Here is a 16398-nt window from a genome sequence, read left to right as displayed (position 1 = left end):
ATCAGTATTGTGGATCTATTTCTCTTAAATCATTAATAAGCTTATAATCACCGAAACCTGTTTTATCAACAAAAATAAATCTCAATCTGAGGTTGGTATAATACCAAATCTGATAAGGATAATAACCAAATTCAAAGGGATGGTCTTCTATAAAATCTGGAGGACCGAATCTTATATAAATCCTTCCTCTATCAGTTTTATATCCTTTAATTGGACCTGAAAAATTCTTCATTACATATTGAAATCTTTCAAGAAATTTAATTTCCAGTTCATTGTAGGGTGTTACAGGATCTATATCTCTTCTATCCCAGAAATCTCTCCAAGCCTTTTCCCTTTCCTCGGGTTTAACATTTAAAAGTTCTTCAATATCACTCCTCTGAAATATTATGTTTAAAGCATCTACAATATCATCCCATTCATAAATTGAAAACAAATCTAAATTTTTTAATAAATACTCATCTTCAAATTCAACCTTTCTTTTTTCTGAATTAAGTTTTACCTTATATTTCAAAATTTCTTCATTAAATTCTAAAAGGTTGAGAGTTTCAAAAATCCTATTTATTCCTCTTTTAAATTCAAAGGAGAAACTTTTAAAAATTTCATTTTTTTTAAAAAATATAATCTCACCCTTTCCTTCCTCTTTTGAATCAAAATTTATCAAAATATTATAAAGAGAATCCGAAAGTGGCGGTTTCTTGTATAATACAGTGTCTCCATTTTTTTTAAAGAAAATTATATCACCAAATTTAACAAAATCTTTATTAATGAAAGTCTTTGAAAAACTCCATCTTTTTTGAGAATTAAGGTCAGTAACTTCAATATTTATTTTATTTACACTTTTTGAAACAGTAATCCATTTTTCAAAAACAATTTTATTTTCCCTTTCTCTTGTTTCCTCATATTTTTCAAAGGAGAACCTTTTAAAAAACCTTACAAAATATTCATCCTTATCTTCTGTTGTGCTATTTATATCAATCCTAATTCCTCCTGAAAATTCCTTTTCCTCTTTTTTAAAAACAAGAATGTAAGGAGAAATTTTAATATTTATTAAAATTGAATCTCCATCTTCATGAATTTTCTTAATAACGTAAAAATTAATTGTATCAGGAGTTATATAGGAGTATATAAAAGTAAAATAAAAAATCTTAAAAAAAAATATCACCAGTTAAATCCTCCCAACCCTGAAAGCATTGACGCAAAAAATGCAGAAGCTACTATTGCTACAATGAAAATAATAATACCTAAAATTATTCCCACAATTATTAAAATTCCAATTAACTGAAAAAGAAATCTAATTTTTGAATGATATTGAATTAAGTCAGCTTCACTTTTTGATATGGAAGCTCTTTCTGCTGATGAAGCTGCCTGAAGTGCAACTATTCCTATCCATATAGGAATCCACGCAATAAGTATACCTATTATGGTTATTGCCTCTAAAATACCTGCTATTATATTAACTATACCAAAAAATTTAATCCAACCTGTTCCCTTTGAAGCACTTTCATAGATATCCATTTTATTACCTCCAAACTAAAAGGGATTGAACCATCATAATTATTTTAAGATAATTAAAGGGAAAGTGTAAAGGTAATTTTTGAGAAAATACCAAATAAAAGTAAAATACCCAGAATAAAAAGAAAAAGACCAGCTATAATTTCAACTTTTCTTAAATGCTTTCTAATTTTTAAAAACATTAAGAAAAAGAAATTAATAAAAAGACCTGAAATGATAAAGGGAATAGCAAGACCAAGGGAATAGAAAGCTAAAAGAAAAGTTCCTTTTAAAGGAGAAGCTGAAGTGGCTGCAAGAGCAAGTATTGCGGAAAGAATTGGACCAATACACGGAGTCCAGCCAAAACCAAATCCAAATCCAACAAGAAAAGACCTTAAAAAAGGTAAACTTGATTTAACTGGATTTAATTTTTTTTCCACATCAAGAAACTTAAATCTTAATATCCCAATAAGATGTAAGGAAAGAAGAATTATAAAAATTCCCGCTACTTTTTCCAGAATAAATTTTTTTTCAATAAAAAAAGATCCAATAAAAGATGAAGCAAATCCAAGGAATAAAAAAATTGTTGAAAAACCAAAAACAAATAAAAGAGAATGAATTAGAATACCAAAAGAAAAAGAATTACTATTCTTTAATTCTTCAATAGATGCACCTGTTATATAGGATATATAAGCGGGAATTAAAGGCAATATACAGGGAGAAAGAAAAGATAATAATCCTCCCAAAAAAGCTGTTAATATAGAGGGTGTTTCCACAGGTAATAATAACATTATAAAATATTAATTTGCAAGGGCTTTTTATAAGTATTTATAATAAAATCTATGGAAATACCCAAAAAATACAATCCAAAAGAGGTTGAACCCAAATGGGAAAAATTCTGGACTGAAAAAAATCTATACCAGGCTGGAAAGGGTAAAAATAAAAAACCCTATGTTATAATGATGCCTCCTCCCAATGTCACAGGAATGTTACATATGGGTCATGTTCTAAATAATACTTTACAGGATATCTATGCAAGGTATATGAGAATGAAAGGATTCGATGTTTTATGGCTCCCTGGTGTAGACCATGCTGGTATTGCAACTCAGAATGTGGTTGAAAAAGAATTGGCAAAAGAAGGAAAAACAAGATTTGAGCTGGGTAGAGAAAAATTTGTAGAAAGAGTATACGAATGGAAAGAAAAGTACGAAGAAATAATTAAATCTCAACTTAGAAGACTCGGTTGCTCCTGTGACTGGACAAGGTACAGATTCACAATGGATGAAATTATGTCAAAAGCTGTTCTTGAAGCCTTTGTTAGACTTTATAAAAAGGGACTAATCTACAGGGGTAAATATATTGTTAATTTCTGTCCAAGATGTGAAACAACCTTATCAGATGAAGAAGTGGAAAGAGAAGAAGTAAATGGAAAACTTTATTACATAAAATATCCACTTGAGGAAAAAGATAAATTTGTTACTCTCGCAACAACAAGACCTGAAACTATGCTTGGAGATACAGCAGTTGCTGTTCATCCTGAGGATAAAAGATATAAGGACTTTGTGGGAAAATATGCAATTTTACCTTTTATTGGAAGAAAACTAAAAATAATAGAGGATGAATCAGTGGATCCTGAATTTGGAACAGGTGCTGTTAAAGTTACCCCCTCTCATGATCCTGTTGATTTTGAAATAGCAAAGAGACACAATCTACCCTTTGTTACTATTATGGATACAAAAGGAATAATAAATGAAGAAGGCGGAGAATTTAAAGGTCTTGATAGATTTAAAGCAAGGGAAGAGATAGTAAAAAGGCTCCAAAGTATGGGACTTCTTGAAAAAGTTGAGGACTATAAAATTAATCTCGGTAAATGTTATAGATGTGATACAGTAATTGAACCCTATCTTTCTGAACAATGGTTTTTAAAAATGAAAGAAATGGCGCAAAAGGCTTATGAAGCAGGTGAAAAAGGAGAAGTTAGATTTTACCCACCTTCATGGAAAAAACTTTATGATTTATGGCTTTTAAATGTTAGAGACTGGGTAATATCAAGACAGTTATGGTGGGGTCACAGGATACCTGTTTATTACTGTGAAAACTGCAAAAATGAAATGGTAAGCACAAATAAACCTTCAAAATGTGATAAATGTTCTTCAACAAAAATAAAACAGGATGAGGATGTTCTTGATACCTGGTTTTCTTCATGGCTATTCCCTTTTTCAACTCTTGGATGGCCTGAAAAAACCCCTGATTTAGAAAGATATTATCCCGGCTCTTTACTTGTAAGTGCATGGGATATTCTCTACTTCTGGGTAGCAAGGATGATTATGGCTGGTATTGAATTTCTTGGAGAAGTTCCTTTTAAGGATGTTCTAATTCATGGTCTTTTAAGAGATGAAAAAAGAAGAAAACTCTCAAAATCACTTGGTAATTCACCTGATCCTGAGGATTTATTTGATGAGTTCGGTGTTGATGGAGTGAGGTTCTCTCTTATTTCAATTGCTCCAGAAGGTAGAGATATTATTTTCAGTGAGGAAAAAATGAAAATCGGCAGAAACTTCTGTAATAAAATGTGGAATGCCTTAAGACTTCTCTTAACATACATAGATGAAGGAAAGGTATTAGAATATGAATTGCCAAAAAATCTTGAGTTTGAGGATAAATGGATTTTAATGAAGTTTAATGAAGCTTTAAAAAATGTAAATTTAAGTCTTGAAAACTATGATTACCCAGAACTGGCAAAGTCAATATATAACTTTTTCTGGTTAAATTATTGTGATTATTATCTTGAAGCAATAAAGGATAGGTTGAAAGATGAAAAAAGAAAAACTAATGCCTTAAAAGTTGCTTTAATTGTATTTGAAAAATTTTTAAGGATGGCTCACCCCGTAATACCTTTTATAACTGAGGAATTATGGCATAAACTTCCTTTTAAAAGAGAAAAGGAAAGTATATCATTAACAGAATGGGTTACTGAATTTGATATCAATTTTGAAAGGGAAAAGGAAGAATTTGAGTTTTTGATAAAATTAATAGAGCTTTTAAGGGAAATAAAAGGTATTTATAGGATTCCTTTGAAGGAAAATATAAGGATATTTATTAGAGAAGAAAAAGAAAAAAGATTTAAAGAATTACTCAATTATCTTGCAAAGGCTTTAGTTCTTGAAAAAGAACCTGAAAAAAATTATCTCGGTTATGTAATAAATGAAAAGGAAATAATTGTTGAATTTCCTGAAAGGATTAATATTGAGGAAGAAAAAATTAGAATAGAAAAGGAAATAAAGGAACTCGAAAGTCTACTTGCTGGTATTGAAAAAAGATTAAAGAATCCCGAATTTTTAGAAAAAGCGCCAGAAAAAGTTATCAAAGAAACAGAGGAAAAAAAGAGAATTTTTGAGGAAAAACTTAACAGTTTAAAAAAGTATTTAAAATAAAAGGAGTCAACTATGAAAAATTATAAATTTAAAAGTATGGAAGAATTTCTTTACTATTTTCCGCAAGAACTTATTTTTTACAAAAATTTTAAAGAAAAAATTTTATTAAATTTTAAGGAAGTTAATTTTATCGGAATGGGTGGTTCTGGTATTGGAGGTAAAATTCTTTCTCCCTTTTTAAAAATAAAACATAATGTTATAAATGATTACTATTACGATTTAATAAGTAATGAATCTTTAAACATTCTCATAAGTTATTCAGGTAATACAGAAGAAACAATAAGTTTTTTTGAGCCCCTTAAAAAGCAAAAAATTATAGGAATCTCTTCAGGTGGAAAATTAGAAGAACTTTTTAAAAAGGAGAATTTACCCCATTTTAAACTTCCAGAAGGTTATCCTCCAAGGTGTGCCTTACCTCTTATGTTTTCCCTTTTGAGTTTTATTCTTTCAGACCATATAAATTTTAAATTAGAGGAGTTAGATGATTTAAAAAATTTTTTAGAAGAAAAAAGAGAAAAATTCTCATCAATTGAAGGAGAATGTATGGAAATGGCTCAGAAAATTTATAAAAGACCTCTTTTTATTTATACATCGTATCCTTACTCAGGTTGTGTTTTTAGAATAAAAACTCAGTTTAATGAAAATTCAAAACATTTTGTTCACATAGATTTCATACCTGAAATGAATCATAATGAGATTGAAGGCTTAAAGGAACCAGCTGAAATTATTGAAAGAGCTTGGGTTATTTTTATAAAAGGAAAATATATAAATGATAGAAATAAAAAAAGGATTGATGAAACAATAAAAATTATTGAAGATGAAGTAATGGGGATAACAGTTTTTGAGCCTGAAGGAGAAAAACTTTTAGAGGAAATTTTTTATACAATTTACTTTTTTGATTATGTTTCAATTCACCTTGCAAAATTGAATAAAGTTAATCCCCTTGAAATAAAAAGAATTGAAAGTTTAAAAAAGGCTCTTTTAGATTGAAAGCTATAATTCCTATTGCAGGAAAAGGAACAAGAACATATCCTCTATCTTTTGCAACACCAAAACCACTTTTAAGAATCAAAGGAAAACCAACCCTTTATTATGTCACAAAAATTTTAAAAAAATTTAATATAGAAAAAGTAGTTTATGTTATATCACCAAATTTAATTGAATCTATTGATGAAATTAAAAAAATAAATAATTTAAAATGCGATTTTGTGATTCAGAACAAACCCCTTGGTCTTGGTGATGCAATTTTATGTGCTGAAGAAAAAGTTAAAAAGGGAAAATGCTTAATAGTTCTTGGTGATTCTATTATTGATTTAGATATTAAAAATTTTAATAAGAATAAAAATTACATAGGAGTTTTCAATCATCCGGACCCAAGGAGATTTGGTGTTGTAGTTCTTGATAATAATAAAATAGCTCAAGTAGAAGAAAAACCGGAGAAACCAAAAACAAATCTTATAATATGCGGAATATATTATTTAAGAAAAATTGAAATTCTTTTTTCAGCATTAAGAGAAATAGAAAAAAGGAATTTAAAAACAAAAGGTGAGTTTCAGTTAACTGATGCTTTTAAAATACTTTTAGAAAAGGGCGAAGAAATTTATCCTTTAAAAGTAAAAAAATGGTTTGATACAGGAACTCTTGATGAAATTCTTGAAACTCACAAAAAAATTTTAAAGAAAAGGGAAATTCTTGAAAAGAAAAATATTAAAAATACAAAAATAATTCCACCTGTATGGATTGATAAAAATGTAATTATAGAAAATTCAGAAATAGGACCTTTCGTATCAATTGAAACTGAATGTGAAATAAAAAATTCAAAAATTGAAGGTGCGATAGTTTATAAAGGGACGAAAATATTAAATTCAATAATTAAAAGGGGAATTATAGGCGATTATTCGGTAATTGAAAATTTAAAATCAGAAGAAATTTTTATAACAAATAAAAGCAAAATTATCTCTTAAATATCTCCCTTATAATTGCAGTATCTTTCAAACTCAAATAAAGGGGTGTGTCCTTTAATATCTATAACTCTTGCTATGAGAAATTCACCTGGTTTAAAATTTCCTTTAATAATACCTTTAATATTTTCTCTTGTTTTAACATTTGAAAAATTTTCAAACTTTTCAGATTCTCCTTCGGTTAAAACAAGAAATCTCCTTCCCAACATTTCCTTTCTTTTTTCCTCAATTATTCTATTTACTTCCTCAATAAGAATTTTTAGTCTTTCTTCTTTAATATTTTCAGGAACTTTATCTTTAAATCTTCTTGCAGGTGTATTGGGTCTTTCAGAATATTTAAACATAAAAGCCATTTCAAATTTTACACTTTTTACAACAGAAAGTGTATCTTCAAAGTCCTTATCATCTTCACCTGGAAATCCTACTATTATATCAGTTGTTATTGTTGAATCCTTAAATTCTTCCCTTATCATATAACAAAGGTCAAGGAATTCTTCTTTTGTATAATCCCTTTTCATTCTTTTTAAAATTTTTGTTGAACCAGACTGAAGGGGTAAATGGAACCAGTGGGAAATATGTGAACTTTCTTTTATTGCTTTAAAAACCTTATAGGAGAAATCCCTTGGGTTTGGAGATAAGTATTTAATCCAGAAGTTACCCTTTAAATCTTTATCAAGATTATAAATAAGGTCAGCGAAATCAAAACCTGTCTCTTCATCAAAGTAGGAATTCACATTTTGGCCTAAAAGAAATATTTCCTTTGAACCTTTATTAACTAATTCCTGAGATTCTTTCAATATAGAGCTATAGCTTCTATTAATTTCCCTTCCCCTTGTATATGGAACAATGCAGAAGGAACAGAAATTATCACATCCTATTGAAATATTCACATAGGAAGTAACAGGGTGGGTTGGTTCAGGTATATCTTTATATTCAGGAATTTCATCAAATCCAACTTCTATAATTTTTTTATTTTCTTCGATTAGGGCTTCAGCTATATTAGAAATCTTGTGAATTTTTCTTGTTCCTAAGATTGCATCGACTCCCAGTTCAAAAATTTTATCCTTTTCACTTTCAGCCACACACCCTGCAAAAATTACCTTTTTACCTTTTCTTTTAAATTCTCTTGCATAAATTTTTGCTCTCTTTTCAGCCTTTCCTCTTACAGAGCAGGAATTAATAAGAACAATATCTGCATTTTCTGGGGTATCTTCTATAAAACCTTTCTTTAGTAAAATACTTCTCATTGTCTCAGAATCCCTGACATTCATCTGACAACCGAAAGTAATTATAGAAAATTTCTTTATTCCCATATTTTTATCCTTTAAATTATAAATTAAAAAAATACAGATTAAAAATGCAAATAAAATTTTTATAAGGTAAAATATACTATGGATATAATAAAACTTTTAATTTTTGGAGTTTTAATCAAGGATACCCTGGTTAAAAATCCGTATCAAATAAAGGAAAAGCTGAATAATTTTTTTACCCTGAAAGAAAAATCTGAAAGAGAAATTGAGTTTACTCTAATTTTTAAAAAGGATATCGAAAATTTCATATTACTAGCTGAAAAAGACATAAAAAGAAAATTTATATTTAAAGAATTGAAAATGAAAATTGAATTCAAAATGAATCCCTTATCACCTCAGAAAACTGAGATAATATTAAATTCTGAAGCAGAAGTTTTTGGATGGTACGATAAAGTTTTTATACCACCAACTTATTTAAAAAGAGAATCCAAAGGGATAATTGAAAGAAAAATTTTGGATTACTTAAAGGAAAAAGAAAACTTTGATATAAAATATGAAAATGAAAATTCCTTGAATATTTTCTCTTTACCCTTTGATCAAAATATTGATATAATAAAACCACCTGACAATAAAAATCAAAACGAAACTACAATATCAATAAATAAAAATAAAATTGTATGCGGATGGAATGATTATAGGGGATACCCTGGATATGTAACTGTTGGAACAACCTACTCTCATAACGGTGGTATTACTTTTGGTAATAACCTTTTTCCTGCAAGGGGTCTTATGGCTGATTCCAATCAGGGTGATCCTGTTATAGATTTCGGGAATGGTGACACAGTTTTTTTTACCTTTATAAGTTTTAATCGTGGAAGTTTTACCGGAGACCTCGGATTTTGCAGATCTTTTGATGGAGGTAAAACATGGGAAACTCCAATAAATTTAACAAATACTCCTTTTGACCTTGATGACAAACCCTGGATGAGTGTGTATGGTGATACAATTTTTATTGTGTGGGATGTTATTAGTTCGACTTATGGTGTTTATCTCATGAAATCTACAGATGGGGGTAATAGTTTTTCTTCACCTCTGTATTTAACTTCATCAGGTATGGCACCCATACCAAGGAAAGGAAGGGGTGATACTATTTATGTTCTCTGGACTTATGATTCTCCTCAAAATCCAGCTTATGATTATGGGATATGGTTAATAAAATCAGTTGATGGAGGAAATACTTTTGGTTCACCAATTCATGTAGCTGATTATTACTATAACTCGATACTTCCATGGAGAGATTATGTGTTACCTTCCTTTGATGTTGACAGGAAAAATGGTAATCTTTATGTGGTTTATCATTCTTCTGATCCATCTCATACTCAATTTGATGTTTATTTTACAAGATCAATTGACGGTGGGCAAAGTTTTTCAGTTCCACAAAGACTTAACCTGAATACAGTGAGAAGTCAATTCTTTCCCTCAGTGTCTGTGGATGACTCAGGATATGTTCATGTTGTATGGTATGATACAAGAAAAAGTATTGACAGTCTTGAATTATATTACAGAGTTTCAAAAGATTTCGGGTTAAATTTTTCAAATGAAATTAAAGTAACTGATAGAGCACGAAAACCCTACAGGCAGAATTTCATAGGAGATTACATAGAAGTTTGCACAAAAGATTATATTGTGGGAACAGATTTTTGTCATTCTGACATAAACTACACATCTGATGATATATGGTTTGCAAGATTAAAAAGGGATAAAACACCCCCTCAAGTTTCTGTTATTTTTCCTAATGGTGAAGAAACATTTTATGCAGGAGATACAATTTATGTAAAGTACAGTCTTTATGATAATTCTGGTATTTCCTTAATAAATTTCCACTATTCAATTGATGGAGGAAATTCCTTTATAAAAATTGATTCAATTTTTCATTTTGATACTCTTTTTGAATGGATAATTCCAGATACAACTTCAAATAACGTTTTATTCAGGGTTGATGCAAAAGATTATGTGTGGAATAGTTCCTTTGATACAAGTGATGGTCCTTTTTCAATAATAAAGTTAAATACTTCGGAAAAATACAAAACAGAGAAGGAAAATTTAAGAATTCCAACTATTGTTTCAGATATCAGTGGTTATAATTCTTTTAAATTTTTACTTTTTGATTATTCAGGTAGGAAATCAACTATAAAAAATCTAAAAAGGGGAATTTATTTTGTTAAGTTTAAAAACAGGATTTACAAACAAGTTTATATAAATAAATAAGAAAATAAAAAGCGTTGTTTGGGTATAGAGGGTTCCAACCTATAAGGATTATTGATAAGCATTTTGAATTTTTCTGACTCAATTAGATTACATTGAGTGCCTACTACAAAATGTTCTTGATTTTGCTTTTTCCATAAATATATTCCAATCCTTCTTAACCCCAAAAAGCATCCTTTGCTATATTGTCGCCATATTGTCAATACTTTTTCTGAAATAGAAGAAGTTTATATATTTTCTTTTCTATTTCTTTATCTATATCAGGTAATGCCCCTAATATTTTCCATACAATTCTTCCTTTTTTATCAACTATGATGTGAGTGGGAAAAGAAGAAATATTAAGTTTTCTGTGTAAATCTTTATCCTCAACCGCAAGAAGATAATCAAAATTCTGTTTCTTTAAAAAATTTTCTATTACCTCTTTACTTTCATGTGTTATCGCAATAAAAACAACATCCTTTTTATCTTTAAACTTTTTAACAAGTTCATTAAGCTGTGGAATTTCTTTAACACAGAAACTGCATCCTGTGCTCCAGAAGTTACTTTTTTTCTCTTTCTTTAAGTCATATAATTAAACTTTCTGGTTGGGATAAATATGCTGACAATAGCGCTATACCTCTAAAACCCATTGACTTGTAAAGTATGCTGCGTGTAAAAAGGAAGGATTATTTTTTTCTTTCCAATTTTTAGTGCAAAAGAATACAGCTCATCCATAAAATCATAATGGTATTTATAATATTCTTTTTCTTTTGTCCATAAGGCTTCAAATTTCTTGTAATTAGCAAAAATAGCATCTTGAGAGAAATAAAAATAGCCAAGGAAGGAAAGCGCATAAGGTACCGGTTTATATAGAATCCAAGATGAATTTACCTTTTTTATCCTCAAAGAAAAACAAAATTAGGGAAGTATTTTTATCATATGGAGTTATTGAAATTTTATCTTTATTTTCAATCCTTTCAACATGTGGAATTGCTCTATATGGGTCACCACCTGAAAGTTCAAGCCACCAAAAATATATTGAAAATTTTTTTGATAAATTTAATTTAATTTTATCTTCAAGTAATTGAATTATCAAAGTTTTTTTCTTTATAATTAAATTATGAAAAAAATCTTAAGTGAAGAGGATGTTATAAAAATAATTGAGAAAAAACTACCGGAGATCATGGAAAAATCGCCACTTTTCAGGCTAAAAATTGAGGAAATAATAGATAAAAGAGCAGTAACAAGAGAGGAAATAAAAGAAATACTAAATGAATTAAAAGCACAAAGAGAGGAATTAAAATTACAAAGAGAGGAATTAAAGGCTCTAAGAGAAGACACTAATAAGAGATTTGAGGAAATAAATAAAAGATTTGAAGAATTAAGAGAAGACACTAATAAGAGATTTGGGGAGATAAATAAGAGATTTGAGGAGATAAATAAAAGATTTGAGGAGATAAATAAAAGATTTGAAGAAATAAATAAAAGATTTGAAGAGGTTGACAGGAGGTTTGAACTTCTAACAAAGGAAATGAGGGATGGTTTTAAGACTTTAAGAGATGCCATAACCGCAGTAGGGGCAAGATGGGGTATTTTTGCAGAGGAAGCTTTTAGAGAGAGTATGAAAGATATTTTAAAAGAACTTGGATTCTATAATGTTGAGAAATGGGAGGAATATGATAATGAGGGGATGATTTTTGGTTATCCATCGATAGTTGAGGTAGATCTTGTTATAAAAGATGATAAACATTATTTAATAGAGATAAAAAGTAGTGTATCGGATGGTGATGTTTTGAAGTTAAAAAAAATTGGGGAGTTTTATGAGAAAAAAACAGGGGTAAAACCGGAGCTTTTTATAGTTTCTCCTTATATAAGGGAAGAAGCAAAGGAAAAGTGTAAAGTTTTTGGAATAAAGTTTTACAAAAAAGATTAAAAATCAGGATTGTAAAAATACCATAACATTTTAAACTGGTAAGGATTAATATCGTGTAGTCCTTTTTAACTCTAAAAGCATCTTTTCTTGACTCACTACCTATTTTTCAAAAATTGAAAAGCAAAATCAAGTTTTTTTAAAATTTTTTTAAGGCAAAATGAATATCAAAGAACTTATAAAAGAATCACAAAAAAATATACCTTTAAACTTTATAAAATCAATTATAAATGATTTTTCAAGATTTCATAGAATACAGGTCTCAGAAGAATATTCAAAAGCTATTTCAGAACTATCTTATCTTTTAAAAAATGAAGAAATAAATTTTAGAATTCATAAACTTCCCTTTAATAAAAATTCCAAATATTTTTTTCAGAAATTCTTTCCTTACTGGAAAATTAATAAAGGGTATTTAAAAATAATTGAACCCTTTACAGAAATTATTGCAGATTACAGGGAAATTCCACTCTCAATAATTCCGAGAAGCAAAAAAACTTACGGTATTTACGAAATTGTTGATTTTGAAAAATATAAGGGAGAAAAAGATAAAAAAATTTTTTTAACAGAGAACTTCAGAAAAACTTTCTATGAAATAAGAGGTTATGATGCTGGAATACTTTATTTCGGGATGCCTGAAATTGAAGGAGTAAGGGAAGAGGGTGATCTTGAAGATTCAATACACTATGTTTCTTTCTGGGAAGAAGGCTTTTTTGGATTTTCAATATCACCAAGAAAGGGCAAAAAATTAAAAAAAATTTTAAAAAAACATAAAAAATTAAAGGCTGAGATAGAAATTGTTTCTGAATTTGGAGAAGGTTTTATTGAAATAGTTGATATATTTTTTAAAGGAGAAGAAAATAAAAAGGAAGTATGGCTTGTATCTCACTTTTGCCATCCCTCGCCCTTTGCAAACGATAATCTCTCAGGTGTGGCTGTTTCTCTTGGAATTGCAAAATACATTAACGAACTTATAAAGAAAAATAAAGCAAAACTTAAGAGAAATTTAAGAATACTACTTCTACCCGAAATGACAGGAACAGTAGCCTTTTTGAAAGAATTCTTCAATGAAAATATTGAAGTTATATCAGCATTAAACCTTGATATGGTAGGAGAGGACCAGGATAAGTGTAAAAGTGTTATGACGGTTGAAAAAGAACCATTTTTTATAAGAAGTTTTGCAGGGTATCTTGCAGGTTTAATAATGAACTATTTACCTGAAGGGGCTAAAAATTTCAGAGGAACATCAGAAATACCTCTTTTCAGAAAAACAATGTCAGATTACTCAGGTGGTTCAGACCATTATATTTTAATTTCACCTGAATTTGGAATCCCCTCATGTATGATAAATTACTGGCCTGATAAATTTTATCACACAACAGCTGATACAACAGATAAGATTTCAGAAATTTCCTTAAAGAATTCTTTTTCTCTTGCCTATGCCTATTTATACTTTCTTCTAAACTTTGAAAAAGAAGATGTTTTATTTTTAAAAGAAAAAATGAAAGAAATTTTTAAAAGAGAAATATTTGAATTGAAAATAAAAGAAGTAAAAAAAGAAGAATTTATAAGGGAATATTTTGGTCTTATAAATGCTTTTAAATCTTTAAATAAACTTGAAAAAAATATTAGTATTAAAGATGATTTAAAGGAAATTGAAGAATTTATAGAAAAAGAAAAAATAAAAAAAGAGAAAATTGAAAGAATAAAGACAAAAGAGAAATTTATCCTAAGAAAAAAAGAAAAGGGTGTACCCCTTTCATTATCACTTCACTTGGATTTGAAAGAAAGAAAAATTTATGATAATAAAAGGGAAAAAATAAAAAACTTACCTCTTCTTATTGATTTAATTTCCTATCTTGCTGATGGAAAAAGAGATTTCGAAGAAATCTTAAACACTTTAAATCTTGAAATAGGAAAATTGAAAATTAAAGATGTTCATTTTGCAATAGATATACTTGAGAAAATTAAATTTATGGAAAAAATTTAAAAATAAAGGTATTATTTATTATGAAATTTGAGGAGGGATTTATTTTTCAAATAGTAAGAACAATGAGGGAGGAGGCTCCCTCAAGGTTTCTTGCACCGCCTGCAAATGTTTATGAAACTGAAAATGAGTGGATAATTGAACTTATTATGCCTGGAATTGAAAAAAATTCTCTTAAAGTGGTTTTAGAAGATGAGATATTAAAGGTAGAAGCAAAAAAAGAAAAAAGTGAAGAGTTAGCAATGTGCCATCACTGTTATGAGTGGCCCTATTCAGAGTATAGGAGAATAATTGAATTACCAAAAGAAATAGAGTCTTCTCAAATATCTACGAGTTACAGAAATGGAATTTTAAAAATAAGAATACCTAAAAGGATAAAAAAAATTATAGAAATTGAAGTAAAGGAGGAATAATATGGAAGAAAAAGAATTTGAATCCCATATTCCTGAAGTTCTTCCAGTTATTCCTGTTAAAGGAGGGGTAATTTTCCCTGGAATAGCAATTCCTTTTACAATAAAAGAAGAAACTTATCAAAAGTTAATAGATGAGGCTTTAAAGCAGGATAAAATATTTGGCTCATTTTTACAAAAAGAGGAAAAAAGAGAATTTGAGCCTGAAAATATTTTTAAAATAGGAACTGCAGTGTATATTCACAGGATGTTCAGAGCTCCTGATGGCTCAATGAGGCTTTTTATTCAGGGTATAAAGAGAATTGAAATTCTTGAATTTGTGAAAAAAGAAATAGGATTCTATGCAAAAGTTAAAATATTACAGGATGAGCTTCCGAAGGATAATAAAATTCTTGAGGCTTTAAAACATAGTATCCTTTCAACATTAAAAGAAATTATTCAGGCAGTTCCTTATATTCCTGAAGAAGCACTTATATTTTTATCAGGTATAGAAGATTATTCAATTTTCACCGATATGGTTGCATCCTCCATAAATATAGAACCTCTTGAAAAACAAAAATTACTTGAAACCCTTAATTTAGAAGAAAGAATGAAAAAAGTCTTATCCTTTTTAACTGCTGAAAAGGAGGTTGCTTCTCTTTCGAAAAAAATAAAAGAAGAAGTAGATGAATCAATTGAGAAAACAAGAAGAGAACATATATTGAGAGAACAGTTAAGGGCTATTCAAAAAGAATTAGGAGAACTTGATGAAACTGAAAAGGAAATTCAGGAATTAAGAAAAAAAATAGAAGAAAAGAAAATGCCTGATGAGGCAAGAGAAGTGGCTTTAAGAGAATTAGATAAACTTTCAAGAATACACCCTGCCTCACCAGAATATTCTGTATCAAGGAATTATATAGACTGGTTAATTGCTCTTCCTTGGAGTGAAGAAACTGAGGATATCCTTGATTTAGAAAGAGCGAAAAAAATCCTTGATGAGGATCACTATAATTTAGAAAAAGTCAAGGAAAGAATTCTTGAATTTCTTGCAGTGAGAATAATCAAAAAAGGAAAACTGAAAGGTCCTATTCTTTGTTTTATTGGACCTCCTGGTGTTGGTAAAACTTCTCTTGGTAAAAGTATAGCAAGAGCCTTAGGGAGAAAATTCATAAGGATGGCTCTTGGTGGTATAAGAGATGAAGCAGAAATAAGGGGTCACAGGAGAACATATGTTGGTGCATTACCAGGTAGAATTATCCAAGGGATAAGACAGGTTGGGACGAAAAATCCTGTATTTATGCTGGATGAAGTGGATAAAATTGGTCTTGATTTTAGAGGTGATCCTGCATCTGCTCTTTTAGAAGTTCTTGATCCTGAACAGAACTATTCCTTCCGTGATCACTATATAGAAGTGCCCTTTGATTTATCACAGGTATTTTTCATCGCTACTGCCAATACTCTTTATACAATTCCGCCTCCTTTACTTGATAGAATGGAAATTATTGAAATTCCAGGGTATGTGGATAAGGAAAAATTATTTATAGCAACCAGATACTTAATACCAAGACAGAAAAAGGAAAACGGTCTTGATGGTATGAATATTAACTTTACAAAAAAAGCATTAGAAAAAATAATAAATGAATATACGAGAGAGGCTGGTGTAAGACAACTTGAAAGGAAGATTGGTGAAATTATGAGAAAAATTGCAATGGAAA

13 protein-coding genes are annotated in these 16398 nt (G+C 29.1%); 8 read left to right on the top strand and 5 right to left on the bottom strand.

Going from position 1 to position 16398, the window contains the following annotated elements:
- Position 1 precedes the first annotated feature (1 nt).
- The 3 genes from ABIN73_06870 to ABIN73_06860 are packed head-to-tail and all read right to left on the bottom strand — an operon-like array spanning position 2 to position 2282.
- Positions 2-1162, bottom strand: coding sequence for a GWxTD domain-containing protein (locus tag ABIN73_06870; protein MEO0269444.1), 1161 nt, complete (start codon positions 1160-1162; stop codon positions 2-4).
- The gene (locus ABIN73_06865) at positions 1159-1515 is read right to left on the bottom strand and encodes a DUF5362 family protein (GenBank protein ID MEO0269443.1); all 357 of its coding nucleotides are present in this window, start codon (positions 1513-1515) and stop codon (positions 1159-1161) included. The genes ABIN73_06870 and ABIN73_06865 overlap by 4 nt, the downstream gene beginning before the upstream one ends.
- 53 nt (positions 1516-1568) lie before the next feature.
- On the bottom strand, positions 1569-2282 hold the full coding sequence (locus ABIN73_06860; GenBank protein MEO0269442.1) for a cytochrome c biogenesis protein CcdA: 714 nt from the start codon (positions 2280-2282) through the stop codon (positions 1569-1571).
- A gap of 51 nt (positions 2283-2333) precedes the next feature.
- Between ABIN73_06860 and ABIN73_06855 the strand changes: the two genes are divergently transcribed.
- Genes ABIN73_06855 through ABIN73_06845 form a run of 3 tightly spaced genes read left to right on the top strand, consistent with a single transcriptional unit; the run spans position 2334 to position 6889 of the window.
- Positions 2334-4925 (top strand): valine--tRNA ligase, encoded by a 2592-nt coding sequence (locus tag ABIN73_06855; GenBank protein MEO0269441.1) that lies wholly within the window; start codon positions 2334-2336, stop codon positions 4923-4925.
- Between the two features lie 12 nt (positions 4926-4937).
- A complete protein-coding gene (locus ABIN73_06850) occupies positions 4938-5915 on the top strand; it encodes a bifunctional phosphoglucose/phosphomannose isomerase (protein MEO0269440.1) in 978 nt (325 codons plus the stop codon).
- Positions 5912-6889 carry a sugar phosphate nucleotidyltransferase gene (locus ABIN73_06845; GenBank protein ID MEO0269439.1) on the top strand — a complete coding sequence of 326 codons (978 nt, stop codon included), beginning with the start codon at positions 5912-5914 and terminating at the stop codon, positions 6887-6889. The genes ABIN73_06850 and ABIN73_06845 overlap by 4 nt, the downstream gene beginning before the upstream one ends.
- On the opposite strand, the gene miaB is transcribed toward ABIN73_06845, so the two are convergent.
- Positions 6886-8199, bottom strand: coding sequence for a tRNA (N6-isopentenyl adenosine(37)-C2)-methylthiotransferase MiaB (gene miaB / locus ABIN73_06840; GenBank protein ID MEO0269438.1), 1314 nt, complete (start codon positions 8197-8199; stop codon positions 6886-6888). The two genes, ABIN73_06845 and miaB, sit on opposite strands and share 4 nt — an antisense overlap.
- 78 nt (positions 8200-8277) lie before the next feature.
- Between miaB and ABIN73_06835 the strand changes: the two genes are divergently transcribed.
- Complete coding sequence (locus ABIN73_06835; GenBank protein MEO0269437.1) at positions 8278-10404, top strand: sialidase family protein; 2127 nt, start codon at positions 8278-8280, stop codon at positions 10402-10404.
- 841 nt (positions 10405-11245) lie between these two features.
- Here the strand turns inward: ABIN73_06835 and ABIN73_06830 are convergent.
- Positions 11246-11476: a hypothetical protein gene (locus ABIN73_06830; GenBank protein MEO0269436.1), complete on the bottom strand. Its 231-nt coding sequence runs from the start codon at positions 11474-11476 to the stop codon at positions 11246-11248.
- Positions 11477-11500: 24 nt separating this feature from the next.
- Here ABIN73_06830 and ABIN73_06825 point away from each other — a divergent pair, with 24 nt between their 5' ends.
- The 4 genes from ABIN73_06825 to lon form a co-directional block, all read left to right on the top strand.
- Positions 11501-12313 carry a DUF3782 domain-containing protein gene (locus tag ABIN73_06825; GenBank protein MEO0269435.1) on the top strand — a complete coding sequence of 271 codons (813 nt, stop codon included), beginning with the start codon at positions 11501-11503 and terminating at the stop codon, positions 12311-12313.
- Between the two features lie 157 nt (positions 12314-12470).
- Entirely contained in the window at positions 12471-14297 is a 1827-nt protein-coding gene (locus ABIN73_06820; GenBank protein MEO0269434.1) for a DUF4910 domain-containing protein, read from the top strand.
- A gap of 20 nt (positions 14298-14317) precedes the next feature.
- Positions 14318-14707 (top strand): Hsp20/alpha crystallin family protein, encoded by a 390-nt coding sequence (locus ABIN73_06815; GenBank protein MEO0269433.1) that lies wholly within the window; start codon positions 14318-14320, stop codon positions 14705-14707.
- A 1-nt stretch (position 14708) separates the two neighbouring features.
- Positions 14709-16398: endopeptidase La (gene lon / locus ABIN73_06810; protein MEO0269432.1), on the top strand; the 1690-nt coding region annotated here is incomplete at its 3' end.

This window comes from candidate division WOR-3 bacterium (assembly GCA_039804025.1).
In the GTDB taxonomy this organism is placed as follows: Bacteria; Hydrothermota; Hydrothermia; order Hydrothermales; family JAJRUZ01; genus JBCNVI01.
The sequence above is the reverse complement of the archived record's forward strand: the minus strand, read 5'-3'. Positions and strand labels throughout refer to the sequence as shown.

What these genes read in the sequence shown, in the direction of transcription:
- ABIN73_06865 (MEO0269443.1), bottom strand. Translation starts at nt 1,515, where the DNA reads ATGGATATCTATGAAAGTGCTTCAAAGGGAACAGGTTGGATTAAATTT.
- ABIN73_06860 (MEO0269442.1), bottom strand. Translation starts at nt 2,282, where the DNA reads ATGTTATTATTACCTGTGGAAACACCCTCTATATTAACAGCTTTTTTG.
- ABIN73_06855 (MEO0269441.1), top strand. Translation starts at nt 2,334, where the DNA reads ATGGAAATACCCAAAAAATACAATCCAAAAGAGGTTGAACCCAAATGG.
- ABIN73_06850 (MEO0269440.1), top strand. Translation starts at nt 4,938, where the DNA reads ATGAAAAATTATAAATTTAAAAGTATGGAAGAATTTCTTTACTATTTT.
- miaB (MEO0269438.1), bottom strand. Translation starts at nt 8,199, where the DNA reads ATGGGAATAAAGAAATTTTCTATAATTACTTTCGGTTGTCAGATGAAT.
- ABIN73_06835 (MEO0269437.1), top strand. Translation starts at nt 8,278, where the DNA reads ATGGATATAATAAAACTTTTAATTTTTGGAGTTTTAATCAAGGATACC.
- ABIN73_06825 (MEO0269435.1), top strand. Translation starts at nt 11,501, where the DNA reads ATGAAAAAAATCTTAAGTGAAGAGGATGTTATAAAAATAATTGAGAAA.
- ABIN73_06820 (MEO0269434.1), top strand. Translation starts at nt 12,471, where the DNA reads ATGAATATCAAAGAACTTATAAAAGAATCACAAAAAAATATACCTTTA.
- ABIN73_06815 (MEO0269433.1), top strand. Translation starts at nt 14,318, where the DNA reads ATGAAATTTGAGGAGGGATTTATTTTTCAAATAGTAAGAACAATGAGG.